The following is a 24,795-nucleotide window of genomic DNA, read 5'->3' as shown; positions in this document are numbered from 1 at the left end:
AATTTTGGGCGACTGTGGCGGTGCGGTTCAAATGGTTTGAAAGTTTGAGAAATGAGTGACATCAAGCTTTTCCGCATAGCTTCCGGCGCGGTGACCGAACTGGCAGGAACGACCGACACCGTCGAGAAATCCGTGCAAGTCCTGTTCGAGAAGAACCTCGAAGCTCTGATGGGCGTTCGCTTCTTGGCGACGGAGTACACGACCACCCATGGCGGCCGGATCGACACGCTGGGGTTGGACGAGAACGGTTGTCCGGTGATCCTTGAGTACAAGCGGGCAAGCAACGAGAACGTCATCAACCAGGGGCTGTTCTACCTGGATTGGCTTATGGATCATCGCAAGGATTTCCAGTGGCTGGTTATGGAGAAGCTGGGCAAGGCCGCCGCAGATGGCGTTGATTGGTCTGCGCCGCGGCTGATCTGCATCGCGGGCGACTTCAACCGGTATGATGACCACGCTGTTAAGCAGATGCAGCGGAACATCGAACTGATCCGCTACCGCCGCTTCGGGCCCGAGCTTTTGATGCTCGACCTTGTGGCGGCGACCTCGACCAAGGGCGTGTTCATTGATACGAAAACCAGCCCGGCCGATGGTGGGGCAAGCGGGGGCAACAAGTACAAGACGATCGGCACCGTAATGCAGGAACTTGATCCAGGGATGCAGGATCGGTTCGAGGCACTGCGGGCCTTCATGATGGCGCTTGGCGACGATGTTCAGGAGACCACCCTGCGCTTCTACATCGCCTTCAAGCGGATCAAGAACTTCGCCTGCGTCGAGTTTCGGCCCTCAATCGGCAAGATTCTGATGTTCGTGAAGGTTGACCCGTCGACGGTCCAGCTTGCGCCAGGCTTTACCCGCGATGTCTCCAACCTCGGTCACTTCGGCACCGGCGACCTTGAGATCACGCTGTCTAAGGCCGAGGATTTGGAAAAGGCGAAGCCACTGATCGAACTCAGCTACGGTGCGTCGTGAATGCTGGAGGACACGGAGCGGAGGGGGCTGCTATCGAGGTTCTTTGCGAGAGCTTCACCGCCCGTTACTTCTGCTCAACCTGATGCCCCTGGCGCAGCAGCTTGGGCGGACAACAATCAGCGCCCGGTCCATAGCCTTGTCACGAAGGTTGTGCGCGCAAGCGACTGCCTCATCGTCACGGGCTATCAGGATTTCCTGTCGTCCCTTGCCTACCTTATTGATACGGTAGGTGGGATCCCGGATCGGCCCACGGGCAGCATCCGTATGGTGTTCGTAACGAACACGGATTCCAGTCGGCAGGTTGACGCCCGTGGACGTCCTGTCGCCGAAGAGGCGCGGGCCTTCTTTCCTGGCGTGCAGGGCCTTTCCGTTGGCGACCTGGCTGATCTTCGTGCGGTGCTGGCGATCGAAACCATAGAACGCGGCACGATCTCCCTGCGGGTCTTTGACCCTGATGTAGCGCAGAAGGTTGTTGGCCGTCGGCCGCCCATGTTGCATGCAAAGCTTGTGATCGGAGACGGCGACGCGCTTTCCGGCTCTGCGAACTTTTTGAATGGCGGATTGCGCTGGAACCTCGAATTCATCGGTGACGCTGCTGCGTCTCCAGACCTTGCTGCGGCGCGGCGCGAGGCAGGCGAACGCTACTGGGAAATGGGCCGCGACTGGACGGAAGAGGCCCTTGCGATCCTGCGGTCGCTCGTCCGACTCGTCTCGCCGGGCGGTCGCGCGCACGGTGGTCGAGGCCACCAGCTTCACGCCGTGGATCGCTGCGGGTGATACTAGCGCTGGGCGGCCCCCGCAGCCGTTTCAGGCGGAACTGATCTACGATGCCGCGGGGACGATCCATGAGCAAGTCTTCGCTTTCGTCGAAGCGCCCACAGGCGCAGGCAAGACCGATATCGGAAAGCACCTCGCGGCCTTGTCCTATCGTCGGACAAGAAGGCGAGGGGCCGTGTGAAAAATATCGCCCTTCTGTCTGGAGTTGGAGCGGAAGAGCTGTCGGAGGAAATCGAGGAGTTCGCGGCGGGGGAGCTGACAGACTTTGTGCTCAACCAGATCAAGAAACCGAGGATTCTACGCCCAAACAACTACTTCGATCAGGTGGAAGCGCTGAAGAGGGAGGTCTCCGACGACGTCATGCGTCGCGTGCAGGAAGCAAAGCCAAAAGGGTTGTGGGGCGCGGAGCTATGTCTGTTGGCCTCTCAGAGCCCGGCGACAATCTTGATGCTCGGGGGCCGAACCGGCGATCTGCGCAATCCTCACGTTCAGGCACCTCGCCTTCTTCTTCTCAGGGAAGTTGCTGACCAACCGAGATTAGTGGGGATCAGGCAGAGGCCGCGCGGCAACTGGTCGAGGCGTTCCGAGAGACGAAGCGACGTGGGTTGCATTTGCAGTCGCCACGACTCGATCAGGTGTCAAGCCTTCTGGCGAACCTCGCCGAGACCCTTCCAAATCTGACCCACTGGGATATCCGGCCAGCCAGGACGGTTTCGATCCTTGCATACCTTGCGCGGTTTCTCTCGGGCCAAGTGGTGGACTATGGCGGGCGATCAATCTTCGGCGATCTCACCCTTCCTGCCCTCGAAAAGCTCGCTGAGGCTTGGGCCCAGGAACTTGATCCGTGCTGGATCGAGGCCAAGCAGGCCATCAGTGAAAAGAGCGCCAAGGACAAGACCATCCCGGACTACCTAGGCATCTCGTAAATTGAGGAGTTGTTCAACGCCCAACCTAAAGGCAAGCTCGATGAAATCCGGGCTCGCGCCGAAACGCTTCTCGAATTCTGCCGGGCCGCTTCAGAGGGGCAGTCTACGGATATGCTGGATAGGGTCAGCACGGTGTTCGTCGGGCGGGAAGAGCTCTAGCGGGGATCGGAAGCGGAAATTCGGGTCAACAATAGGTCAACCTGCCGATCTACGTCGTTCACGGTTTGGGCTACGTTACCTTCCGCCTGTTGCGGTTACGAGCGGCAAGGTAATCAAGCAGGGTCAATAGGTTGTCGTGTAATTGGTTGAAATCTATGGCTCCGATGTTCTTCTTTTTGTCCGCCTCATAACCTGAAAGTCGTAGGTTCAAATCCAGCCCCCGCAACCATCGTCACTTGCCTGCAGCCCGCGCTCATACGGCGGGCCTTTTGCTTTTGGGCCACACGCTCCTCCAAGCCCCCGTCGCACAACGACAAAATCGACCCCAGCTCCCCGAAAAGCTCCACAACATGCCCGTTCGCGGCATCCGCGTCCGGCGTCAGCACGATCTTCTCGATCAGGCTCCGCAGGATATCCACCGCCTCGGGGCGACTCTCCGGATCGTTCAGCGCCGCCGCCAGATCCGAAACCTTCGCCGCATAAACATCTGCGATGCCGGGGTGCAGGATCACCGGGCTCGGCGCGGGCAGCGCGGCCAGTTTTGCCTCGTATGCCGCCTTCTGGTCCTCAAGCGCATCCATCTTCGCCTTCATGCTCGGATGGAACATCCCTTCCGTGATCGCCGTGAGGATGTTCTCGATCTCTCTCGTGATCTTGACCAAGGCCCGTTCCGCCTCGACCCGGCCGGCCGCGCTCTCGCGCCGCTCTTTTTCCATCTCCCGATGAAACTCCGCGATGAACTCCCGGATCAAGTCAGGATGCATGAGCTGCGTCTTCAACCCGCCCAGAACCCGCGCCTCGACGTCGGTGCGTTTGATCGTCTTGCGGTTCAGGCAGGTCTTGCGATTCCTTGTCGCCGCGCAGCCATACCGGCTGTCGCTGATCATCACATAGTTCGCCCCGCAGCAGCCGCATTTGAGCAGCCCCGAGAGCAGGTATTTGGCATCGGTGGCCTTCTCGTTCCCGCGCGCCTTCGGGTTCGTGCGCCTCGATTCGAAAATGTCATCGCGTTTGCCCTGCTGGCGGGGCTTCACCCGCTCCCAGAGATCGTCCGGGATGATCCGAAGTTCCGGCACCTCAGTGACCAGCCATTCTTCCTTTGGATTGAGGCGCGCTTGCCTCTTGCCGGTATCCGGATCCTTGACGAAACGCTGTCGGTTCCACACCCTCTTGCCAATATAGAGTTCGTTGTTCAGGATCCCGCTGCCGCGTTGCCAGTTTCCGGAAAGCGTCGTGTGCGACCAAGTCCCGGGGCCCTTGCCGCCGGACCGTGGGGCAGGGATCCCGTCCTGGTTCAAAGCCCCAGCGATCTCGCGCGTGCTTTTTCCGCGCGCATAGGCCTCGAAAATCCGAGTTACCACCGCCGCCTCGGTGGGATCGATCACCAGATCCCCCGTCGAAAACGTTCCGTCTGGCAGCGGGCGCCGGTCGACCCGGTAGCCGTAGCTGAGGCCGCCCGCAGACTTGCCCGCCTGAACCCGGCCCTCGAGGCCCCGGTGCGTCTTCTCGGCGAGTTGGCGCAAGAAGAGCGCAGACATCGTGCCGCCGAGGCCGATGTGCATCTCGGTGATCGCGCCCTCGGCCTTCGTGACGATGTCCACGCCGAGAAACCGCATCCGCTTGTGCAGCCCGGCGATGTGTTCTTGATCGCGCGACAGCCGGTCGAGGGATTCAGCGACCAGCACATCGAACTGCCCGGCCATCGCCGCCTGTTGCATGCGCTGGAAATCAGGGCGCAGGTGAGACGCTCCGCTCATCGCCTCGTCAGCGAAAACCTCAACTACAGTCCAGCCGCGCTCCTCGCACAGTCGCCGACAAAGCCGAACCTGATCCGGAATCGACGCGGCAGACTGCAGATCCGTTGAATACCGCGCGTAGATCGCCGCACGAGCGGGGCGGGTGTTTGGATATGCCTTATTCATTTGTGCCTCCTGTACGATCGGCACCCTCTGCCGCGGCGGCGTGCTTCAAGGCCTCGCGCGCAGCTTGTCGAGCCAGGAGACGCGCCAGTTCGAGAAAGGCTGCATGCGGTATAGCTTCTGATGCGGCAAGAGAATGCCCATGCGGTGCGGCTGGCAAGAGCGAGGCCTTCACCCCTCTCCCTCCGCGTACATGAACTTTCTTGCCTCGTGCCATCGGCCGAGTTACTCCGTTTCAGCGAGCGAATAATGCTCGCGGTTTCAAGGGTTTTTCGGAAGATGCGGAGTTTTGGTTTCCGTGCTTCGTATTTAAAAATAGTCGAAAAGCGAAAAGTTGATAATGCCCTATTTGATTTTGAGGCGGTCAAGGGTGTGGATAACCTCATCCGCAAAAGTTCATATCCCTGAAGTGCCTGAAGCGATGAGACAATATTGCTTTGCGAGAGCTGTCCTTGAGTAATATTTTTTCGCGCATTTCTCTGGTTTGCGAAAAAGAATTTCACATCCCGGCGTTGAGGTGTCGCGTGGGGCAGATGAAAATATTCGGTGCTCGCGGTCATATTCCATTACTCCCCTGAAAAATTCGGAAACGGGATCACCTCGGCGCCGACATTGGGCGCGTCCTCATATTCAGTGACCTCCAGCATTTTGAGGATCCCGTCAGCATTGAGTTCCCGCTCCCGCATCAGCGCTTGCGCAATGCGCTGCACATAGGGCAGACGCCGGGACAGAACGTGCGTCGCCTCCGCCTCGGCGGCATGCAGCCGGGCCTCCACGCGATCTCTCAGAAGCGGATCGGCCACCAGGAGCGGCGTGTTTTCGGTATCGTGCCAGGCGAGTCCGCTGTCGGTCAGGCACCACTCCCGCTCGATCTGCAGGGCGAGCCGGGTTGCAAGCGCTAGGTCGCTTCGTCGCCCTTCGCCCGCGCCGCTGGAGGCGTTGCCGAAGAAAAGCTTTTCCGCCACCCTGCCTCCGAACAGTGCCACGAGTTCGTCATTCGCGCTGCGCAGCGTGTGGAACGCCGCGCGCCGGGACTCGACGAACCCGCCCTGTCGGCTCAGGCGGACGCGACGTGGCACCGGGCGGCGCATCGCCCAGGCGGCAACGACATGCCCCGCCTCGTGAATTGCGATGCGCTCCTCCTGCTCGAGATCAGGCTTCGGAGCAATTTTGTCCGCCGCGGCCTGCAGATCCGCCGCAGACAGCCTGCGCCCCGCCTCGCGGGCGCGGGTTGCCGCGGCCCGCAACAGGGCGGCGACATCGGCGCCGGAGCAACCGAGGATCTGGCGCGAGATCTCGGCGACCGTCTGGGCCGAGATCCGGGGGCGCGGCTGCAGTTTTGCCAGCGAGGCGGCGATCTGTGCGGAAATCCCGGCAAGATCCGGCGCCGTGAGACCGATCCGCAGGTCGATACGGCCGCTGCGAATGACCGCGTCATCAACTTGATCGGGATAATTGGTCGCCGCCAGCACGATGACGCCGGGCGTCTCGGCCAATCGGGTGAGTTCGGTCAGCAGGCCGTTGACCACGCCGCGAAGGTAGCGATCCGTCTGGCCGTTGCCGCCGCGCCGCGCGAAACTGTCGATTTCATCGACAAAAAACACCGAGGGCGCTCGCCGGATTGCCTCACTGACCTTCGCGCTCAGCGCCGCCAGCATATCCCCTTGGTGGCCATGGCGCTGGCAATCGGCATACGAGGTGCTGATCAGCGGGATGCCCGCCGTCCCCGCAAGTGCCTGGGCCATCAGCGATTTGCCCGTGCCGGGCGGCCCAAACAGCAGCCCTGAGGCCGTCACCTGCGCCCAGTCGAGGCTGCCCCGCTCCCAGCGGGAAAGATCCGTCGCCATCACACGCAAGGCCCGCACCGCTTCAGGCTGGCCGTAGACGTCATCGAGCGTGACGCCCGTCGCCGCGGCGGACGACTGCGCGAGTTCCGCCAGTCGGCGCGCCACCTCGGCGGCGGTTTCGGCGCGAAACGCCGCGCCGATCGATCGGGTGGAGAGTCGCGCCAGATCGGCGGGCGACGGCAGGAGTGCGGCGATTTCGGCAGCCTCCCAATCGTCAGAGTGCGTCAGGCGCAACACGGCAAGCACCGCCTCGGGCGTGGGGCGCGGCAAGGCCAGATGCAGCACGGTCACCTCGGCGAGCTCGTTGTCGATCACGTCACGATCGGCGGTCACGAGCAGGATCGAGGCGCCTTGCTCCAACGTCGGTTCCAGCTTCGCGCGAAAATTGCGCTGGTCCGCCGTGCGATCTCTGGAGGCGCTGGCCGCGGATTTGAAAACCCGCAACTTCGGATCGGCGTGATCCGTGCCGACAGCAGCCAAGGCACGCAGATGGCGCAACGTTGGCCATGACAGAGCCTGCGCGACGGCGGCTTCATAACCGGGCGGCGTCTGCAGAACGGTCACGGTGCCCGGCCAATAGAGGCGGTCCAGCGCCGCTTTCCCGGGCAGAGCGGTGGCGAATGCGGCGAGAGACAGGAGTGTGACCGCCTCCGATCGGTTCGGGCGGCGCCGTTGCGGTCCCGCTTCTGCCGCCTCTCGCCGGGCGATCTCGGCCTCCGCTTCCGCGATGCCCTTGCGCATCAGCTCGAGCAACGGATCGGGCGAAATATCCGGATTTGTCAGCCCCTCCGAGCCCGGAAAATCCGGATAATCGCTCTCGCCGGGCTGAAACTCGGGCGGATCGTCTTCCGACGAAAAATCCGGGGACAGATAGGCCGTCAGAAATTCCGCAATCTTGTCAGCGGCGACGGGCGGGACGGTGTGGTTCTGGCGAGTGGTCATGGCGCACCTCAAGACATGTGGAGACTGGCCCCGACCGCGGCGGTCGGGGAGAATGGCTGTTCAAACTGGCGTATGAGATCAGGCGCCGAGGGCGCGGCGCTCCCGATAGGCCGCTATCGCATCGAGAAAACTTGCCTGCGGTTTGCGCCGGAGATACGCGATCTCCGTGGTTGCCACGCGCTGGACACGGCGGGGATCGGCGCTGAAATAGATCACGTTCTCCGGCAGGATGACCAAGGCCGCGACATCATAGGCCCCGTGCCGATACTTGTGTCGGCCGCCCGGGCTGCGCCGATAGCCCTGTTCCAGGGTGAAGGTGAAGAACCCGCCGCGGGGGTGTGTGACGGTTTTGACCTGAACCTTGATCGGATCGTCCCCCACGAACAGCAGGCGATCATAGGGCTCGGACTCGGGCGCCTCGAGCGGGTGAAACCCCCAGCGAATGAGAAGGGAGTCGGTGAGCCGCTCCCCGGCGGCGCCGATCCTTTTTGCGTGGGTGGCGCGGATGGTTCCCGGAATGTCGGGATAATCGATCATCTCCGTCGGCGCGCTGACGGCACGCAGCGGCGGCGGCTCGACGGGGGGCAGTAGCCCAGGCAGGAGCATTTGGGACATGGGTCACCTCGGCAATAAGGGAGAGACCCCCGGCCAAGGGGCCGAGGAGGCATGCGCTGTCGACCGCGCAGGTTGCGCGCTGCGCCATCACGTCAGGGCGATGGGGAAGAGCCGAACGGGATAAGATCTGTTCGGGCTGGATCTCAGCTCGCCGTGGCGAGCTCCGCTTTGAACTCGGCTTCATAGGGATCGACGCAGGCGCCAAGCGTCGCCAAGTCGGCGAGCCTCTCGCGGGCGGTTTGCAGCATCTGTTGCACCCGTGCTGAACTGCCAGTCGGCGCCTCAAATGCGCCGGGATGAGAGCCGAGGAGTGCGTACGCCTGCAGAAATTCCGCGGTGGACGAGGCCCGGATCAGGATGCCTGCCAGCATCGCCGTGGCCTTGAGCGCAAAATCCCCGTGGTCACGCAAGGTCTGATCCGTGATACTCTGGATCTGGCACAGAACGGTGCTACGCGCCCGTTCGGCATCGTGCAGCCATTCCATGCAGGCGGGGTCGGTGGCCCAGTCGCTCTCGGCGTCGCGTTCCGCCTCGATGTACGCCGCGAGGGCGACGATGACGCGGGGGAACATCCGCGCGATCGCCGACGGTTGAGGGATGGGTTTCATCACGGCACGTGCCGTGGTAGGGGAATGGGTAGCCATGAGTGATCTCCTCGTAAGATCAGTTGTGGTGGGCGGGCGAGAGGTTCCAGCTCTTGCCCGCCCGACTTAAATATATAAATATACAATCCTTGTCAAGAGGAGAATCGTAATGGCTCGAACTGGTCGGCCGAAGGTCGATGGCGAGAACATAATGCTGCGCCTGCCGCTCGATATGCTTGCGCAGCTTGATGAGCTGCGTAAGCGGGAAGATGGACTACCAACGAGGCAGGAGCTAATCCGGCGGATTGTTGCAAAATACCTTGAGGCGGATAGGCAATGACCGTGTGCCGATATTTCTGACGATTTAGCCTTTTGAAAGACGGTTGCGGCCGATGCGTTTGCCCGTAACCGTAGATCGGGTGCCTCTGCTCAACGAGGGCCCTCATCTCAGCTGTTCTGGCGACGAAGGTTTACTCTACGAATCCACCCCATTATCCGCTCGTCAAGAACCTTGAGCTCGCCCTCAAAAGCTACTTTTCGAGCGCGCCGCAGCGAGGGGCTCATGCCCCTTTCTGCCATTAGTGTATTTCGCTCCGTGACGCCGGGCGCCGACGTGACGGGCGGCCAGCCGCCGGTGACGTTGCGGCATCGTGCCTGCGGCAATCGGCGACAGCCGCCGTTCGCGAGGTGGCTCGGGGAACGGCGCACTGCGCAGAGAACAGGCATGGCGCGCGGGACGGCACGCTTGGCGCGGCTGACGTGGGGCGCCTCAAAGCTGCCTTTCAACTGCGATCCGGCATTGGCCCGCGCCTCAGTTCCGAACCTCGGCGAGGGTCTTTTCCACGGCCTTCCCGAGAATGCGTATCAGCGTCTTGCAGCCTCCCGAGGCTGCGGCTGAGGGTGTTCGAGCCGGTTTTTCCACGCGGCGGTCATCGGGCGGCACCGGCATGGGCCTTGCGGTCGTGCGCAACCTGCTGTCCGCCCATCGCGGCGGGATCAGCCTTGCGACCTCCCGCCCGACCCGCTTTCGCATCACCTTTGACGCCGATTCGCGCATCTGACCCCACACTGCGCAGGGCCGGGCTTTTGCTCCGCCCCGCCCCGTGCCAGACTGGCGCCTCAGACACTCACCCTCGCCCGCATCCCCGACTACAAGATCACCAAGGTCGACGACCTTTTGCCCGGAGCCAAGCACGATGAATCAAACCATGGCAGTCCTGGCCTGCTTGATCACGTCGACACCGGCAGCGGGGGAGGTCTGTGATAAGGTAAGACCGGCCTGGACACCACAGGATGGTCCTATCAGCCAGTTCGATGACCTCGCCTTGTTCTTGTTCGAACCCATCGGCCTGATTGCGATTGGACTGACGGTGGGAGCCCTCCTTCTAAGGTCAGCCTGGTTCTCCGCAGTCGCAATCGTGATCTTGATACTCATAGTTGCGCTCACAGTGAGCACTTGGAGCGAGGCAGATGACGTCACACGCTTCGCAATCAGCGAGGGGTGCATGACCTCACCTTACCTGACGACGATCTTATTGATCGCGATGGCCGCTAGCATCCTCACGCTGACCTGGATCAAACCCTTTGATAGGGCAAAGCCGCCCTGACCGGACGCTTGCGGACCTTCGACGTGGGTCAATCCAGTGTCGGCTGTGGGCCGACCATGTCTACGAGGCTACGACCAACGTGAGGGGCGGGAAGCGGCCGTTCTTTGCGGCCGCGAGCCAACCGTCCAGTGTCGTAAGCCGACATTCGATTGCGCTAGACGCCGGAGGGCTTTCTACGCAGCCGTACAGAGCAGCGAGGCCTCAAGGGATGCCAACAGGTACGCGCCCCCTTCGTACCGAGAAAACCACTTAGCGGTCTGGGCTATTCCATTAAGTCCAGTAATGTCTTACTAAGGCACCGGAACTTCCATGCCGCCCCACGAAAGTCCATTGCACTCGATGTTTACCGGGAGCACTTGGGCATATCGCTAATCTGTGAGATTCGATAGAAGAAGACATTCTCGCCAAGAAGGACTCAAACGTTGCCCACGAAGATTAAGCTGGATTACCCCGTACTTCCGGCAGACCACGAGGTTTGGATGGTTAGGCCGGGTGCAGGCTATCGCTTGGCTCGTGCGTTCGGGGAAGCTTCGGCGATAGCTCCAGATGTTCCTCTATTAGACCTCCCGAACGGTGTTCTCGCGAAGAATGCTCAAGACCTCGATGCTCAGGTGCGTAGGGGGAGGGCATGGCGAGACTGGGAGAAGGATGGGGGCCGCTCTGAGAGGGGGCCTTCGAGGGCTGCCGGCGACTACCGCCTCGCCGTCGATGACGGAATTTCTCATACACGGTCGAAGAACACAGTCCTCCAGATTCTCGATGTTATCCCAGAAGGAGCACTGATTTTCGTCCCTGGCGCATCCTTGGGTGACAACGCGCTTCTAGGAACGGTCGCGGCACCAACAGCTGATCGGGTCCCCGTGGTCCGCAAGTGGGGGGAGAAGCAGCTTGTCTTCCAAGGGCGCCCAATTCTGAACGCCCGACATGTTCCTATGCGGCTCCTGCCTCCAGAGATTACGGATCACCGGAAGAACAGGGGGATCGTTGCGAGCCGCATCAGTCAGATGGGGCTGAACAGTGCCGCTAGCATCCGACTATACCGCGAATATTACGACAGCTTTGCGATCAATGGCGGGGATGCCTATGCGCAGTTCCGGGGCGGGGATGCACCCTTCCCGGCGGCTACCTTGGACAATCTTTCTACCCTCATGCGGTATGTGATCGAGGCGAAGGTCGAGCGCGAGAGGGCCGAAGCCGAGGCCCGGGATGTGGCCCCCATCGATGCCACCCGGCTCGCCGCTCTCGTCTGGTCGACAGACAGGGATCTTCTGATCCATGCTCGTGTGAACTCACCGTTCGGGCGGGTCACGTTCCAGAGCGCGCGCCCTGCTATCTTTGCAGCCATTGCCTTCGTCGCTCTGGCAATGCTCGACGCGGATGCCCAAGTAATAAATGACTTGGCAAACGGCAATGCTCGGGTGGAGAATGTCTGCCAGGAGACTGCCAGCATAGCCGCGGGTGCGCGGGATCAGGCCGATACAGTCGGCCAAACACTATATGATTTCTACGCCATCTTCGGGGCGCAAACCTGTGAACAGGTCCTCAGGGTGACTCGGGAGGCGGTCAGAGCGTCGCGTGGTGGAGTGGATGCGGAGGCTGAACGTTGAGATGCCGGTGACAGGCGATCAGATGAAGGACGGCGCGACCTGGACCCTCGCTCAGGTTCGGAAGGTGATGATCGTGCAAACGATCGTTGGCCTGCTCCTTGCCGCGGTCGCAGGGTTCGGCACCTACTGGTATGCTTCGTATGTCGACATTGCGACTAGGCTTGAAGCCCGGCTTCCCGAGCTGGAGAAAAGTAGAGACAGCTGGATCACCGTATCCGCTTCCGTCTTCACAAGTGCCAACCCCAATCTCAACGAGAGCCCAGAGCTGCCTTCGACCAAGGAGGTTCGGCGTATTCAGGAAGTTGCCACGGCGCTCATCTCTGATTTGAGCACCGTTCCGACACCGACAGCTCGTATCGAGGAGACGGCTGGTGCATTCCGTGCAAGTTTGTCGGAAGTGATCAGGGAGATCGGCCGTTACGATGCAACACCAGAAGCAACGACGCGGATCGTCCAAGCCTCTCAGATCGCCGCCAATGTTGGTGAAGATCACCGATCAGCCATTGAAGACTACCTCGGCAGCACAGTTCGGCGCCTGTTCGGTGCCTTTTGAAGCCGAGTGAACACTATTGGCGACACACTTAAGCTCTTTGTCGGTCGGCGGAGAATCCAAAACTTTGTCTGTGGCCTGGTTCCGAATTTCGTCGTCGATTTAACACTCTTCGGGCCAAGTGATAAGTCCCGCAGCTTCACGGTCTTCTTTGCAGTCGCAGCGAATGGCTGGTTTGACAGGCCGCGTTGCAGCGCTGGGCATTTCCGGCGAACAGCGGGAATGGGCCGGGTAGGTCGATGGCGATCTTCAAGCGCAATGATCACTCGCCACGAGAGGTGGGCGAGGGATGTGATCACTCACGCGCCTTCTCCCCGCACGATTTTCATGGCTGTCGCGCACTTGCCTCGCCGGGCGTTTGATCAGAGAGCACCGCAAGCAAGGCCTCCCGGTCGATGTTGCCGCCGCTCAGGATCACGGCCGCGCGCTTCCCCGCATGGCGGGCCCGACACTGCATCAGCCCCGCCAGGGCCGCCGCACCTGCGCCTTCGGCAAGGTTGTGGGTGTCGGTCAACAGCACCCGTATCGCCTCGACGATCTCCGCCTCATCCACCTCGATCAGATCGGCGGCACCGCGCAGGATCACTTCCAGCGCCTCTGGCGACGGTTCGCGGCAGGCGATGCCGTCGGCAAAGGTCTGCGCGCCAAAGTTGGGCAGCGGATGACCGGCCCGGAACGACCGCGCAAAGGCAGGCGCAAGCTTTGCCACCACGCCCACGATCTCGGTCTTGAGCCCCAGCAGGTCGCGCATCGCTATCAGCCCGCAGAGCCCCGAGCCCATGCCCACCGGCGCGAAGACCACGTCGATCCCCTGCCAATCGGCAAAAAGTTCCGCCGCATAGGTCGCGACACCCTGCACCAGATCGCGGTGGAACGAGGGTACCATCCGATAGCCACGCGCCTCGGCCTCGGCGGCGGCACGGACCCGGGCGGCGTCGAAGTCTTCGCCCGCGATCAACACCTCACCGCCGAAGGCACGCATCGCGGCGTTCTTCTCGGGGGAATTGCCCTCCGGCACCACGATCAGCGCCGGAATGCCCGCAGCCTGCGCGCCCATCGCGATCGACTGGCCATGATTGCCCCGCGTCGCCGTCACCACCCCCGGCGGCAGTCCGGCCCGGCGCAACCGCTCCATGTAAACCAACCCGCCCCGCGCCTTGAACGCGCCGGTGGGGGTGTGATTTTCGTGTTTGACGATTACTTCAGGCCCCAGTCGCGCCGTTAGAAGCGGCCAGGCATAAGCGGGTGTGGGCGGCACGCGAGGGCGCAAGATCGCCACGGCATCGGCTATCTCATCTTGGGTAAACTGCATCGCAACCTCCTGTTTTTGCCGCTTTAGCAGCCAAGAGGAGGGCGAGCTTTCATGGATCGCACATGAAATCACTCCAACCCCGCACGCAGGGCTGCACGGCAGGGCGTGTTGCGATAGGCTTTCCCCATGAAGGTGGCATCGCAACAGATCGCCCCGGGTGCAGGGGTTCTTCGGGCGCAAATCGGGCGCTGGCGGATAGAGCTTTGGTCCGCGGCGCCCTATTCGGTGCATTACACCCCGGTGGCCGGGGGGCTCGGCTTCGCCTTCGATCCGCAAATGGGCGAGCATGCGTTCGGGACTGATCGCCGACAGGTCTTCGTGGCGCGGGCGGGCGGTCTGGCCTGGGTGCCTGGAGGTTGCGATGTGTATTCCGCCTCAGAGCGTGGCGGTGCCTACCTGCGGATCGAGGGGCTCTGCGGCCCCGATCGGCCCTTGCGCGAGCTGTCGGACCGGCGCGCCGAGGCCGCAGCGCAGGCGCTGCGCCGTGCCCTTCTGACCGGCGCCGATCCTCTGCAGACCGAAGCTCCGATCCTGACCCTTTCCGAGCGGCTGGCCGCAATTCACGCCGACACACGGCCTCGCCCACACGGATGGATGACACCACAGCGGCTGCGCCGGATCGATGCCCTGATCGAGGCACGGCTCGAGGAACCTTTGCTTGTATCAGAGCTTGCCGCGGCGCTGGATCTGTCGCCCGGCTTCTTCACACGCGCCTTTCGGGAGGCGACCGGACGCACACCGCGCGCCCACATCCTTGCGCATCGTCTGAACCGCGCCACCGAGATGGTGCGCAGCACGAGCCGCCCGCTGGTCGAAGTTGCCGCGGCCTGCGGCTTTGCTTCTCATGCCCATATGAGCGCGCAGTTTCGTGCCCGGCTGGGAATCGCGCCCAGCGATCTGAGATGAGCGCGACCTTCACTGGGCTTGGAGGAGTTGTCCTCGTCTGGAGCGCGGCCTTGGCAATCCCCGGCCCTGATCTTCTCGCCTTGTCGCTTTCCCTGAGCGGGGGGCGGCGTTGCGCGTTTCTTGCTGTGGTCGGTATCACTTGCGGCACGGCGCTCTGGGGCCTGGCCTGCCTCTTCGGCCTCACAGTGATTTTCGCGACCGCTCCCTGGGCCTTTGTGGCGCTGCGCTGTATCGGTGCGGCCTATCTTGCCATGCTCGGGCTGAATCTGCTTCGATCCCGTGGCAGCCAGGATGCGCGCGGATCTTTGCACGACCCGATCCGCTGTTGCTTTTGCCTCGGCTTCGGGGCGAACCTGTCAAATCCCAAGACCGTTTTGTTCTTCGCCAGCCTGATGGCGGGTGCGCCAGGGGCAGAAGCCGCTGTCGTGGCCCTGACGACGGCGATTTCCGCTCTTGGCTACGGCGCGCTTGCCACGGCAGGCGCGACACAGCACATCAGCGAGGTGCTTGCGCGGCACCAAATCACGATCAGGCGTTTGGCGGGGGGGCTCTTCCTCCTACTCGCCGCAATGCTCATCGCGCAAGCCTGACTTTGGCCATCGCTGCGAGTCGTAGAAAGGTCGGCCTTCCGAAACGACGGCCCTTTCAGGTCTGACCTTGGCATTCTTGCGCCAAAACCCCCATGATGATGTCGTCGTGCCAAGCATCGCCGACACGAGCGCTCTCGCGTTCGCGCCCCTCTTCGATGAAGCCGCAGGCGCGATAGCACCGTATCGCTCGCTCATTGTATGCGAGCACCCGCAAGTCGACCCGGTGCAGCTGCAGCGTTCCGAAGGCATGCGATAAGATCAGCTTGATCACTTCACGACCCAGCCCTTTCCCGAGCTGTGAGAGGTCGTAGAGCCCGATTGCCAGGCGAGCCCGGCCGTCGTGGTGATCAAGCCCGTCCAGACGAGCCTCCCCTAATAGGCGGCCATCGACCTCGACCGCCCAACAAAGGGGATGCGCAAGGTTCCGCTCCACCCATGACCGGGCATCGCTTTCCTCATACGGAGGAAGGCCCCTCGGGTCGCCTCCGAAGCAATGTACGATCTCTGGCGACTGCCCAAGAGCGAGCCGTCCGTCAATATCGGAAATACGGAAGGGGCGCAGGCGGACGCGAGCGCCCCAAAGTTCAGGGATTTCTAGGGTCATTTCGGAATACTGGCATGCTCGCCACTGTCTGGCCAGCAGGAGAAAACTGACCTTCACGCATCAGCAACGATGGTCCGGTACGCCCGCATCAGCGACATTGGTCCAAGACTTTGCTGCGCCAGGTGCTGGCCGTCCGCTTCAGGAAAGCCGCGCCGCGGCATGGCGAGGCACCGACAGGCGGCAATGGGCCGGGCACGTCGATTGGCCAGCTTGGCATTACCTTTCCCCGTCAACTCTCTCGCCACAACGGGCGGCGGCCGATGAAACTCACCTCCGGTTCGCGGGTGACGCGTCCCTCGACCAGACCCCAGAACCCGGATTTCCGGCCATGGTTTGCCTTCAGCCCCGCCCGATAGGTCGCATGTATCTCCACCTCCGGCGGCCGCGCGGGATCGGCATCGCTGGCCGGGCCAAGGCGGTCGAGGATCTGCAGGTATTTCGCCCCATGCGGATAGGCTTTCGAGCGGGCACGGGCGAGGATGTCGTCGAGAAGCACCCGATAGAGCAGCGTCGCCGCCAGCGGTTGCTCTGCCTCCAGCGTCTCAGCGATGTCGGGCAGGATGTGCCAATCTGACCCAGACCAGGCGCCCCGATGCGAAATCACCACCCGGGCGGCCAGATCGAGCCGCTTCCAGTCGAGGAAGAACTGCAGCGCCACGAGCGGCACGGGGTGGTCAAGCGCCACCGCCATCGCCTTTTCCTCGGCCGCGACATCCTCGAAATCCGGCAGTGCCCGCAGATGGGCGCGCAGGATCGGCGGCGCGAGGGTGTCGCGAAACCGGTCCCAGAGGATCCCGCGCGCTTCTTCGCGCCGATCCAGGCGTTTCAGGATGTCGGCCTCAAGCAGGGCCTGCCGCACCGCGGGGCTGTCGCTGTCGTCCTCGTCGTCAAGAAAATCGAGCAAGGTGGAATGCGCGCGCGGCCCGCCCTCGCGCACCCAGTCGAGCGCCTCTTCAAGCCGGCCGGCATCGCGCAACGTCTCGGCAAGGCCAAGCGTGTCTTGCCCGCGCTCGGATTTTTCGCCTTCCAGCGCGATGAGGTGGTCGAGATCGCCGCGGGCCCGCGCGATCGACTGCCGGATCTGCCGCCACTGATCGGTCATCGAATAAAACCACCGGCCGGTTGCGCGTTGCGGCGCCTCCTCGGCGTGGCGGTCGGCCGAACGGCGGGCCAGATCCTCCTCCCAGGCGGAAAGCACGTCGGGGGCCAGATGCGGGATCACCTGATCGGCAACGCGGGGCAGATAGCCGTGCTCAAGCTCGCCCAGCCGGTCCATGATCCGGTCGGGCAGGTGGCGGGCGACATCAGGTGACAGCCGGGCCGCGATCGGGCCCAGGGCGGCGATGCCCTCCTCGTAGACGTCCTGCAGCGTGCCTGAGGAATCGTCGATCCGCTCGAAGACGGACTTGTGCGTGGCGAGAAACCGCAACAGCCGGTCGGCGCCGAGGTCGGGATCGGCGGGGGCAAGCTCACTCAGGATGCTGGCCAGAAGGGCGGCGAGATCGTCGCGGAATGCCCGGGCCTTTTCCCAGTCAACGAAGGCGCGGGCGCGTTCGAGGCCCGAAAGGCGGCGGTCGATCAGCTTGGCGATAGCCTCGGGGCCGGACTGCCCGGCCAGCGCCGCCGCAACGCGGCGCTTGAAGGCCGCGTTCGCGGTCGCCTCCTCGAAGACGAGGGCGGCGAGTTTCGCGGCGCCAAGCGCCTCAAGCGCGTCGGGGGAGAGGGGCGGTTTGCGGGCCATGTCGAGCGTCCGGGAAAACGGGCCAGACGACTTTGCCCGAGGCCAAGGCAGGCGGCAAGGGTGGGACAAGGCCGTCTCTGCGAAAAGAATGGCACCCCAGAATCCCGAAAAAGGCACATCCGAAGAAACAGGAAAACCTGACTCAGGAAAAATGAGATCGGGTCCAGCAGCATGCTGGTCGCAGCACTTCCGGCTTGTCCGGGAGTGCGAGAAGGGGTCTCGGGGGTATCCCCTGAGCGAACAGGTATTTTGAAATCCGCAGCAGCGGATTGCAAAATGCCTAGTGAGTATTGTTCGTGAAAAATTCACGGACTTGTGATTGAAACGGGTTCGCCGATTTTCGGGGGAAGGTTGGACAATTTCCTCACAGCACGATGCCCGAGGAAATCATGTCCGTCCAGCAAAAAATTGAAAATGTATTTCCTGTTGCGGAAAACAGGTTTCCCATCGTCTTTCGGCTCGAGGGGCTGCATCCACGGGATATCTGGCGCATTCTGATGCATGATCGGCGGCGCGGCGGAGATCTGTCGCATGTTGATCCAGAAGCGACGCGTTTCAACGAAAGACTCCTGGGAGAGCCGGATTGGGACATGAAAATCAAATCCGAAATCAGAGCGGCTCAAGAAGGAAATTTTGCGGAAAAAATCCGCGCACTGGAGGCGAAATCTCGCAAAAAAGAAGCCGAAAAAGTCAAAGTGCAGGGCCTTTCCGATCCGTGGAATTCATGCAGCGAGGGGCCGCTCCGGGAGGGGATTATCACGGTCAACAAGGATTGGTTTGGCGGCGCCGGGATTGCGAAATGGGACAAGGGCAAGGTTGCAGAATTCAAAGCCAGGGCCATAGATTTTCTGCAGGAGAGTTTTCCGAACGGGCAATTGCGCTATGCCTCGGGGCACGCGGATGAGGAGGCGTATCACATTCATTTCGTGGTCGCAGTCTGGCGCGAAAAGGTCTCGAAAAACAGCGGGCGGCAGGTTCTGTTGCAGGCCTCGGCCAATCCGTTGATCGCGCGGTACGAGACGGCGCAGGATCTGGCGGGCGAGGCATTTGCGCCGCTTGGCATCACGCGAGGGGAGCGCCGGGCCGAGGCCGCACGTGCGGTGAAGGCGGCGGGACAACGACCGCCGGAGAGGCGGGCGCATGTTCCGCCGTCGCAATGGCGGGCGAGGCTGTTGGCGGAGGCGCAGGCAGAGGCCGCGCAAGTGCTTGCTGGCGCGCAAAAGGGTGCGTGTGAGGCGGTTGGGGAGGCGCGAGACCTTGGCGAAAAGGTGATCAGGAAGGCCCGAAAACGGGCGATCGAGGAGGCGAGGCTCCGGAGAGAGGCGGCGGATCGTGACGTGAAGCGGCTGGAGCAGGGCAAGGCGGCGTTGACCGAAACCGTCGCGCATCTGCGCGACCAGGCCGATGAGGCGCGGGACGCATGTCAGCAGACATGGGGAGAGGTGGTGGCGTTGCAGGACAGAGCTGCGGAGGTCGCCGAGGAAATCGAAGGGGCGACCGCGGAATTGCGGCTGGTGCGGTTGGAACTCGGGGAGGAGGCGGAACTCAGGGAACGATTCCGGAAAGAGAAGGTGGAGGCGGAGAGGGCGCGAGACAAGGCCCGGGCCGAGTCGCTGGTGGCTGAGGGTGATTCCGTGAAGAAGACGGAAATGGCACGGGAGTTGCGCGAGAAACTGAGGTTGGTTCAAGAGCGGGCGTTGGAGGAGGAGCGGGAGTGGGGGCGGAAACGGGAACGGGTGGGCTCAGAACTGGCGTTGAGGGAAGAAAACCTGCGGTCGGTCCAGGCTCTGGTGGTGAAGGAACAAAAAAATCTGGCAATAGTCCGTCAGGAGGTCGGGGTCATCACCGACCGGATGACGGAGGCAAAAAATATGCTTCGGGCGGTCGTGAACGACCGGGAGGAAGAAGAAAAACGTTTGGCAGAGGCGCGGCGCCAGCTGAACGTGACCAAGGTCGTGGTTGCCGCAATAGAAGAGGGCCTCGAGGCGGTGTGCTCTGGGGCTCTGGATTTCTCGCCATCGGAGAACAGGGTGAGCTGGGGTGAAAACGCGCCTAAGGAAGTGGAAGAGCGCAAGCAATTGGTCGCGCGGTTGAAGCCGGGTCTGCCGCTGATCACAAAGATCGCGGACATGGCCGCTCGGGTGGTGAGAAAACTACTGGCGATGGAACGGAAGCGGCTGGAAGAAGATCTCGGCTTCGTTTCGGGGCTGCGGGCGCAATTGAGTGAGACGCAGGCGGAAAGACTGACCAGCATCGAAGATCGGCATGGCTTTGACAAAGGCATCAGGTGAGGCTTGATCTTGATTGCAGTGCAATCATCTCTTACCTTTGCACCGTAACCGGAGGGTCCGATGGCCAGCATTACGATCCGCAATCTTGATGACGACGTGAAGCGCCGCCTGCGGGTGCGCGCGGCCGAGCATGGCCGTTCCATGGAGGAAGAGGTGCGCGACATCCTGCGCCTGAGCGTCTCCGTTCCCGAGGCGCCGCGCAATCTGGGGCAGGCCATCCACGCTCGTTTCGCGGCGCTAGGTGGGGTCGATCTGGAGCAACCCTCACGTGGCTCGATGCGGGACCTGCCGGATTTTGGCTGACCGATGATCCTGCTCGACACAAATGTGATCTCTGAACTGATGCGGGCGGAACCTTCGCCCGAGGTGCTTGCGTGGTTCGCGGCCCGCGATGCCGCGGATATGTTTCTCACCGCGGTGACCGAGGCGGAGTTGCGCACGGGCATCGCGATCCTGCCCGAAGGTCAGCGCCGCGACCGGCTTCAGGCGGCGCTCGATGCGATGATCGCCGAGGATTTCGCGGGCCGGGTGCTGCCCTTCGACAGCCCCGCCGCCCGCGCCTATGCGCGCATCGCCGCCAGCCGTCGCGCGGCAGGCCGCCCGATCGCCGAGGCCGATTGCCAGATCGCCGCCATCGCCGCGGCCTTGGGCGCCGCAGTGGCCACCCGAAACACCAAGGATTTCGAGGGCTACGGCCCGACGATCATCAACCCGTGGGGCGGTCCGTGAATACATTTGAAGCCGACAACCTTTTTGATATCCGTTGTCGCCCGTCAACATCCACCAGTAGAGGCTGCTGACTTCGTAATGTCATTGCGAGGATGACGCCCCAAGCACTGAAAAAGGCGCAACATGAAGTTGATACGAAACAGTGGGCAAGAGCGCGTGATTGATGCGCTGCGGGAATGGATATCGCCCGGCTCAGCTGTCGATATGATGACGTCAGGCTTCTCGATCCACGCATTTGGTGAAGCACGCGATGTTCTGGGAAACGTCAAGAGTTGCCGCGTAATTCTAGGCGCGTCATCTGCCGATCCGCTTGCTCTGTCCGGAGGCGAAAGCGATCGGGTCTTCCGCAGTAGGCTTCAGGCGCGCTGGCTTTCCAAGCAGGTGGCGGACTGGATGGCGCGGAGTGTCGAGGTGCGCTTCACATCCTCTGAGCCGCCACAAAGCCTAATTCTGACCTGCTGTGGCACGACGCGTCGCTCACTCTCTGGCACTTGTGCCTTCACAACGTCCGGCTTGGGTGTAACGCCCTCAATGCAGCTATCCCTTGTGCAGCTTTCGGACGTTGGGGATGAGGTCCAAGCGTTTTCGGCTTGGTTCGAGGCGCAGTGGAACGTCTTGCGACCCGATGACGAAAAATGCGGAAGCCTTCAGCAGGCGCTCGCGTTTATGGCCGCGCACCGACCGCCTTCGCAGCTTTACTTTCATACCCTTTACCAACTCTTCAAAGACCTTGGAGATGAACTGGACGAAGAGAAGATCGTCAAATCTGCGACCGGGATCAGAAAGTCAGTGGTCTGGAACAAGCTTTTCAAGTTCCAGCGCGATGGGGTCATCGGCGCGATCGATAAGCTGGAAAGGATCGGCGGCTGTATCATCGCGGACAGCGTTGGCCTCGGCAAAACCTTCGAAGCCTTGGCGGTCATCAAGTATTATGAGTTGCGGAACGATCGCGTGCTCGTGCTTTGTCCCAAGCGTCTCAGGGACAACTGGACGCTTTACAAGGCCAATGACCGCCGAAACATATTGTCGACCGACCGCTTCAACTATGACGTCTTGAATCACACGGACCTTTCGCGCGACGGGGGGCATTCGGGAGATATCGACCTCTCGCATGTCAATTGGGGGAACTACGACCTCGTTGTGATCGACGAGTCGCACAACTTCCGAAACAAGGCTACGCACCGTGATCGCGAAACTCGGTACGATCATCTGATGAACAAGATCATCCGTGCCGGGGTGAAGACCAAGGTGCTGATGTTGTCGGCCACCCCAGTCAACAATCGTCTGGCCGACCTGAAGAACCAGATCGCCTTCATGACGGAAGGTGACGATTTCGCGTTGGCGAAGTATGGGATTTCCAGTATCGAAGCCACGATCCGCAAAGCGCAAGGCCAGTTCAACCGTTGGCTCGAACTTCCAGACCAGCAGCGCCGCCCAGCGCGCCTGATGGACATGCTTGGGTTTGACTATTTCAAACTCTTAGATCTGTTGACGATCGCGCGGTCGCGGAAGCACGTCGAACGCTACTATGGCACGGCCGAGACGGGCCACTTTCCCGACCGGCAAAAGCCCGCGAACATCAAGGCTGATGTTGATCTACTTGGCGAGTTCCGCCCGATCAGGGAGATCAACAACGAGATACGGCGCCTGAAACTTGGTGCCTATGCGCCACTCCGATATGTGCTGCCGCACAAGCAGCGAGCCTATGACGAAAAATACAGCACCAAGGTGCGCGGCGGGGAGAGCATCTTCCGTCAGGTCGATCGTGAGGAGAGCCTAATCCACCTGCTTCGAGTCAACATCCTGAAACGAATGGAAAGTTCTGTTGCATCCTTTGCTTTGACGATCAAGCGACAGCTAGAGGATGTTGACGCGATCCTGGGCAAAATCGACGCTCACGTCGACGGCATTGAGGCGATGGAGATCGACGATGTCGACATCGATGATCCGGCCTTCGAGCCGCTCATGGTAGGTCGCAAGGTGCGCGTGCTTCTTCAGGACGTCGATCGGGTGAAGTGGCGGCAAGACCTTGTTGAAGACCGCAACCGGCTTGCGACCCTTCTATCAGCCGCGCGGTCTGTCAGTGCCGACCGGGATGCAAAACTGGAAAGGCTGAAGGAAGTGATCGCGGCGAAGGTTGCCAGCCCGATTAACCCTGAAAACAAGAAGGTGCTCCTCTTCACGGCCTTCGCCGATACCGCCGAATACCTCTATCGGGAGCTGGCGCGCTGGGCGCAGGAAACGCTGGGCATTCATGCTGCGCTCGTCACCGGCGGGGGCACAAACAAATCGACCCTCGGCGGTCTGCGCGGCGACATGAGCACGATCCTGAGCGCCTTCTCGCCTCGTTCGAAAGAGCGACCGCAAGAACTGCGCGAGGAGGGCGAAATCGACCTCTTGATCGCTACCGACTGTATCTCCGAAGGCCAGAACCTTCAGGACTGCGACTTCCTGATCAACTATGACATCCACTGGAACCCGGTGCGGATCATCCAGCGCTTCGGCCGGGTGGACCGGATTGGTTCACCAAATACGCGCATCCAGTTGGTCAACTTCTGGCCCAACATGGAACTCGACGAATACCTTGACCTCGAAAGTCGTGTCAGTGGCCGGATGGTCCTCCTCGATGTTTCTGCCACCGGCGAAGAGAACGTCATCGAGTTCCAGGCGAACAACCAGATGAATGACCTCGAGTATCGCCGAGCGCAGCTGCAAAAACTGCAAGACACGGTAATCGATCTTGAGGACCTGTCCAACGGGGTGTCTATCGCCGACCTGACCCTGAACGACTTCAGGATCGATCTCTCCGGCTATCTGCATGAAAACAGGGAGGCGCTGGACCAGCTTCCCTTTGCGACCTACGCGGTCACGTCCGCGCCGCCGGACCACGGCGACAATGGCATCCCCCCCGGCGCGATCTTCTGCCTGCGCGCGGTGGGTGAGGCGGCGGGGAAGGCGGCGGAGCCTGGCTATCCCTTGGCACCGCACTTCATCGTCCATGTAGGCGACGACGGCGAAGTCCTACTGCCCTACACCCAGGCCAAGCAGGTGCTGGACCGGCTCAAGAAGCTCTGCATCGGCAAGGACCTCCCCGACGCAGAGGCCTGCCAGCGCTTTGACAGGGTCACCAAGGGCGGCAGGGACATGGAGCCCTATCAAAAGCTGCTCGCCCGCGCGATTTCGTCGATCGTCGGCAAAAGCGAAGAGCGGGCCGTCGCCAGCCTCTTCTCTCCAGGCGGCACCCACGCCCGGAAGGGGGAGTTTGCCGGGGCCAATGACTTCGAAGTGGTGGCCTTCATCATCGTCTTGCCCAACACCGAGGGCGCTGCATGACGGCAGGCGCTGATTTCGAAACCCCCAACTTCGAAACCTTAGTCCAGGCGCTAGGCCTGCCGTCCGAAGCCCGGGTCGAAATGCGGGTGCCGAAGAAGCTGCTGATCGAACAAGGCGCGCCGACTGCGGCCGACAAGCGAGTGATCGGCGATGGGATCGAGGAGCTGCAATGGTTCGCGGCGTGCAAGCCGACGACCATTGGTGTGCCCGACTATCGAGACGAGGTCCGCGAATACCTCGAAATCGCCGTTGTCGGTTGCGACTTGCGGCCCGGCGCCAAGGCCCAGCGCCTGACCGAACTGATCCACCGCGCCATCCCCTATCCGGTGATCCTGATCACCCGTGATCCGGGTGGTCTTGCCCTGTCCCTTGCCCACAAACGCTGGGCAGAACGCGAGGCGGGCAGGATCGTGATCGAGGATGTCTCAACCACCGGCCCCCTGACAAAAGCTGTCGTGGATCAAGCCTTTATCCACGACCTTTCGCTTGCGAACCTGCCGCGCCGTAGCCTATTCACGGTCTATCAGGGTTGGATAACCCGGGTTCAGGCGTTACACGCTGCGCGATTGTCGGGGGCATATGCTACAACCGAAGATCAGGCCGTGTTAGACCGGCGGCGGGCGGCGCTGGACACCATTTCTCGGCTGGCGCGCGAAGGGGCAACCCTGCGGGCGAAGGCTGCCAAAGAGAAACAGATAAACCGGCGTGTCGATCTGAACTTGCAGATCCAGCGCCTAGAAGCCGCCGTGGCTGCGGCACGTAAAGACCTTTGAAGGTGAGACAG

The 24,795-nt window shown here is 61.9% G+C and carries 22 protein-coding genes; 15 read left to right on the top strand and 7 right to left on the bottom strand.

From position 1 onward, the window contains the following. Nucleotides 1-51: 51 nt before the first annotated feature. The 3 genes from ACFSM0_RS11760 to ACFSM0_RS11750 all read left to right on the top strand — a co-directional run bounded on the left by ACFSM0_RS11760 (nucleotide 52) and on the right by ACFSM0_RS11750 (nucleotide 2,675). Nucleotides 52-972: a DUF5655 domain-containing protein gene (locus ACFSM0_RS11760; protein WP_377390548.1), complete on the top strand. Its 921-nt coding sequence runs from the start codon at nucleotides 52-54 to the stop codon at nucleotides 970-972. Next, nucleotides 973-1,749, top strand: a complete 777-nt coding sequence (locus ACFSM0_RS11755) for a phospholipase D-like domain-containing protein (protein ID WP_377390546.1) — start codon at nucleotides 973-975, stop codon at nucleotides 1,747-1,749. A 635-nt stretch (nucleotides 1,750-2,384) separates the two neighbouring features. Then, entirely contained in the window at nucleotides 2,385-2,675 is a 291-nt protein-coding gene (locus tag ACFSM0_RS11750; protein WP_377390544.1) for a hypothetical protein, read from the top strand. Nucleotides 2,676-3,019: 344 nt separating this feature from the next. On the opposite strand, the gene ACFSM0_RS11745 is transcribed toward ACFSM0_RS11750, so the two are convergent. From ACFSM0_RS11745 to ACFSM0_RS11730, 4 genes are all read right to left on the bottom strand, one after another. Next, the gene (locus ACFSM0_RS11745; protein WP_377390542.1) at nucleotides 3,020-4,756 is read right to left on the bottom strand and encodes a recombinase family protein; all 1,737 of its coding nucleotides are present in this window, start codon (nucleotides 4,754-4,756) and stop codon (nucleotides 3,020-3,022) included. A gap of 563 nt (nucleotides 4,757-5,319) precedes the next feature. Further along, entirely contained in the window at nucleotides 5,320-7,542 is a 2,223-nt protein-coding gene (locus tag ACFSM0_RS11740) for an AAA family ATPase (protein WP_377390540.1), read from the bottom strand. A 78-nt stretch (nucleotides 7,543-7,620) separates the two neighbouring features. Continuing rightward, nucleotides 7,621-8,157 (bottom strand): hypothetical protein, encoded by a 537-nt coding sequence (locus ACFSM0_RS11735; RefSeq protein WP_131725708.1) that lies wholly within the window; start codon nucleotides 8,155-8,157, stop codon nucleotides 7,621-7,623. Between the two features lie 143 nt (nucleotides 8,158-8,300). Beyond that, nucleotides 8,301-8,801, bottom strand: a complete 501-nt coding sequence (locus tag ACFSM0_RS11730) for a hypothetical protein (protein ID WP_377390537.1) — start codon at nucleotides 8,799-8,801, stop codon at nucleotides 8,301-8,303. Nucleotides 8,802-8,910: 109 nt separating this feature from the next. Here ACFSM0_RS11730 and ACFSM0_RS11725 point away from each other — a divergent pair, with 109 nt between their 5' ends. The 5 genes from ACFSM0_RS11725 to ACFSM0_RS11705 all read left to right on the top strand — a co-directional run bounded on the left by ACFSM0_RS11725 (nucleotide 8,911) and on the right by ACFSM0_RS11705 (nucleotide 12,508). Continuing rightward, nucleotides 8,911-9,081, top strand: a complete 171-nt coding sequence (locus ACFSM0_RS11725; protein WP_377390535.1) for a ribbon-helix-helix protein, CopG family — start codon at nucleotides 8,911-8,913, stop codon at nucleotides 9,079-9,081. 517 nt (nucleotides 9,082-9,598) lie between these two features. After that, complete coding sequence (locus tag ACFSM0_RS11720; RefSeq protein ID WP_377390533.1) at nucleotides 9,599-9,802, top strand: ATP-binding protein; 204 nt, start codon at nucleotides 9,599-9,601, stop codon at nucleotides 9,800-9,802. 135 nt (nucleotides 9,803-9,937) lie between these two features. Then, a complete protein-coding gene (locus ACFSM0_RS11715) occupies nucleotides 9,938-10,348 on the top strand; it encodes a hypothetical protein (protein WP_377390531.1) in 411 nt (136 codons plus the stop codon). Between the two features lie 422 nt (nucleotides 10,349-10,770). Continuing rightward, nucleotides 10,771-11,955 carry a hypothetical protein gene (locus ACFSM0_RS11710; protein WP_377390529.1) on the top strand — a complete coding sequence of 395 codons (1,185 nt, stop codon included), beginning with the start codon at nucleotides 10,771-10,773 and terminating at the stop codon, nucleotides 11,953-11,955. A 7-nt stretch (nucleotides 11,956-11,962) separates the two neighbouring features. Beyond that, nucleotides 11,963-12,508 carry a hypothetical protein gene (locus tag ACFSM0_RS11705; protein WP_377390527.1) on the top strand — a complete coding sequence of 182 codons (546 nt, stop codon included), beginning with the start codon at nucleotides 11,963-11,965 and terminating at the stop codon, nucleotides 12,506-12,508. 322 nt (nucleotides 12,509-12,830) lie between these two features. Here ACFSM0_RS11705 and ACFSM0_RS11700 read toward each other — a convergent pair whose 3' ends face one another. After that, nucleotides 12,831-13,817 carry a threonine dehydratase gene (locus tag ACFSM0_RS11700; protein WP_377390525.1) on the bottom strand — a complete coding sequence of 329 codons (987 nt, stop codon included), beginning with the start codon at nucleotides 13,815-13,817 and terminating at the stop codon, nucleotides 12,831-12,833. 126 nt (nucleotides 13,818-13,943) lie between these two features. Here ACFSM0_RS11700 and ACFSM0_RS11695 point away from each other — a divergent pair, with 126 nt between their 5' ends. Both ACFSM0_RS11695 and ACFSM0_RS11690 read left to right on the top strand, forming a co-directional pair. After that, nucleotides 13,944-14,723 (top strand): helix-turn-helix domain-containing protein, encoded by a 780-nt coding sequence (locus ACFSM0_RS11695; protein WP_377390523.1) that lies wholly within the window; start codon nucleotides 13,944-13,946, stop codon nucleotides 14,721-14,723. Beyond that, entirely contained in the window at nucleotides 14,720-15,313 is a 594-nt protein-coding gene (locus ACFSM0_RS11690) for a LysE family transporter (RefSeq protein WP_377390521.1), read from the top strand. Before ACFSM0_RS11695 ends, ACFSM0_RS11690 begins: the two co-directional genes overlap by 4 nt. A gap of 55 nt (nucleotides 15,314-15,368) precedes the next feature. Here ACFSM0_RS11690 and ACFSM0_RS11685 read toward each other — a convergent pair whose 3' ends face one another. Together ACFSM0_RS11685 and ACFSM0_RS11680 are read right to left on the bottom strand one after the other, a co-directional pair. Beyond that, a complete protein-coding gene (locus tag ACFSM0_RS11685; RefSeq protein WP_377390519.1) occupies nucleotides 15,369-15,917 on the bottom strand; it encodes a GNAT family N-acetyltransferase in 549 nt (182 codons plus the stop codon). A 229-nt stretch (nucleotides 15,918-16,146) separates the two neighbouring features. Continuing rightward, nucleotides 16,147-17,658 carry a DUF6880 family protein gene (locus ACFSM0_RS11680; protein WP_377390517.1) on the bottom strand — a complete coding sequence of 504 codons (1,512 nt, stop codon included), beginning with the start codon at nucleotides 17,656-17,658 and terminating at the stop codon, nucleotides 16,147-16,149. A gap of 389 nt (nucleotides 17,659-18,047) precedes the next feature. On the opposite strand from ACFSM0_RS11680, the gene ACFSM0_RS11675 reads away from it, so the two are divergent. The 5 genes from ACFSM0_RS11675 to ACFSM0_RS11655 all read left to right on the top strand — a co-directional run bounded on the left by ACFSM0_RS11675 (nucleotide 18,048) and on the right by ACFSM0_RS11655 (nucleotide 24,784). After that, nucleotides 18,048-19,949 (top strand): plasmid recombination protein, encoded by a 1,902-nt coding sequence (locus ACFSM0_RS11675; RefSeq protein WP_377390515.1) that lies wholly within the window; start codon nucleotides 18,048-18,050, stop codon nucleotides 19,947-19,949. 60 nt (nucleotides 19,950-20,009) lie between these two features. Beyond that, complete coding sequence (locus tag ACFSM0_RS11670) at nucleotides 20,010-20,252, top strand: FitA-like ribbon-helix-helix domain-containing protein (protein ID WP_377390513.1); 243 nt, start codon at nucleotides 20,010-20,012, stop codon at nucleotides 20,250-20,252. A 3-nt stretch (nucleotides 20,253-20,255) separates the two neighbouring features. Next, the gene (locus ACFSM0_RS11665; RefSeq protein ID WP_377390511.1) at nucleotides 20,256-20,678 is read left to right on the top strand and encodes a type II toxin-antitoxin system VapC family toxin; all 423 of its coding nucleotides are present in this window, start codon (nucleotides 20,256-20,258) and stop codon (nucleotides 20,676-20,678) included. Nucleotides 20,679-20,834: 156 nt separating this feature from the next. Then, entirely contained in the window at nucleotides 20,835-24,011 is a 3,177-nt protein-coding gene (locus ACFSM0_RS11660; protein WP_377390509.1) for a helicase-related protein, read from the top strand. Further along, nucleotides 24,008-24,784, top strand: a complete 777-nt coding sequence (locus ACFSM0_RS11655) for a DUF4391 domain-containing protein (RefSeq protein ID WP_377390507.1) — start codon at nucleotides 24,008-24,010, stop codon at nucleotides 24,782-24,784. Before ACFSM0_RS11660 ends, ACFSM0_RS11655 begins: the two co-directional genes overlap by 4 nt. Nucleotides 24,785-24,795: the final 11 nt, after the last annotated feature.

Origin of the sequence: Rhodobacter lacus (assembly GCF_042683065.1) — a bacterium.
GTDB classification, from domain to species: domain Bacteria; phylum Pseudomonadota; class Alphaproteobacteria; order Rhodobacterales; family Rhodobacteraceae; genus Rhodobacter; species Rhodobacter lacus.
Note: the sequence above shows the minus strand (reverse complement) of the source record. Positions and strands in the feature narration are given on the sequence as shown.

Bases quoted from the DNA above. Each gene is read 5' to 3' on its own strand.
- ACFSM0_RS11760 (WP_377390548.1), top strand. From the start codon at position 52: ATGAGTGACATCAAGCTTTTCCGCATAGCTTCCGGCGCGGTGACCGAA.
- ACFSM0_RS11755 (WP_377390546.1), top strand. From the start codon at position 973: ATGCTGGAGGACACGGAGCGGAGGGGGCTGCTATCGAGGTTCTTTGCG.
- ACFSM0_RS11745 (WP_377390542.1), bottom strand. From the start codon at position 4,756: ATGAATAAGGCATATCCAAACACCCGCCCCGCTCGTGCGGCGATCTAC.
- ACFSM0_RS11740 (WP_377390540.1), bottom strand. From the start codon at position 7,542: ATGACCACTCGCCAGAACCACACCGTCCCGCCCGTCGCCGCTGACAAG.
- ACFSM0_RS11735 (WP_131725708.1), bottom strand. From the start codon at position 8,157: ATGTCCCAAATGCTCCTGCCTGGGCTACTGCCCCCCGTCGAGCCGCCG.
- ACFSM0_RS11730 (WP_377390537.1), bottom strand. From the start codon at position 8,801: ATGGCTACCCATTCCCCTACCACGGCACGTGCCGTGATGAAACCCATC.
- ACFSM0_RS11725 (WP_377390535.1), top strand. From the start codon at position 8,911: ATGGCTCGAACTGGTCGGCCGAAGGTCGATGGCGAGAACATAATGCTG.
- ACFSM0_RS11720 (WP_377390533.1), top strand. From the start codon at position 9,599: ATGCGTATCAGCGTCTTGCAGCCTCCCGAGGCTGCGGCTGAGGGTGTT.
- ACFSM0_RS11715 (WP_377390531.1), top strand. From the start codon at position 9,938: ATGAATCAAACCATGGCAGTCCTGGCCTGCTTGATCACGTCGACACCG.
- ACFSM0_RS11700 (WP_377390525.1), bottom strand. From the start codon at position 13,817: ATGCAGTTTACCCAAGATGAGATAGCCGATGCCGTGGCGATCTTGCGC.
- ACFSM0_RS11695 (WP_377390523.1), top strand. From the start codon at position 13,944: ATGAAGGTGGCATCGCAACAGATCGCCCCGGGTGCAGGGGTTCTTCGG.
- ACFSM0_RS11690 (WP_377390521.1), top strand. From the start codon at position 14,720: ATGAGCGCGACCTTCACTGGGCTTGGAGGAGTTGTCCTCGTCTGGAGC.
- ACFSM0_RS11685 (WP_377390519.1), bottom strand. From the start codon at position 15,917: ATGACCCTAGAAATCCCTGAACTTTGGGGCGCTCGCGTCCGCCTGCGC.
- ACFSM0_RS11680 (WP_377390517.1), bottom strand. From the start codon at position 17,658: ATGGCCCGCAAACCGCCCCTCTCCCCCGACGCGCTTGAGGCGCTTGGC.
- ACFSM0_RS11675 (WP_377390515.1), top strand. From the start codon at position 18,048: ATGTCCGTCCAGCAAAAAATTGAAAATGTATTTCCTGTTGCGGAAAAC.
- ACFSM0_RS11670 (WP_377390513.1), top strand. From the start codon at position 20,010: ATGGCCAGCATTACGATCCGCAATCTTGATGACGACGTGAAGCGCCGC.
- ACFSM0_RS11665 (WP_377390511.1), top strand. From the start codon at position 20,256: ATGATCCTGCTCGACACAAATGTGATCTCTGAACTGATGCGGGCGGAA.
- ACFSM0_RS11655 (WP_377390507.1), top strand. From the start codon at position 24,008: ATGACGGCAGGCGCTGATTTCGAAACCCCCAACTTCGAAACCTTAGTC.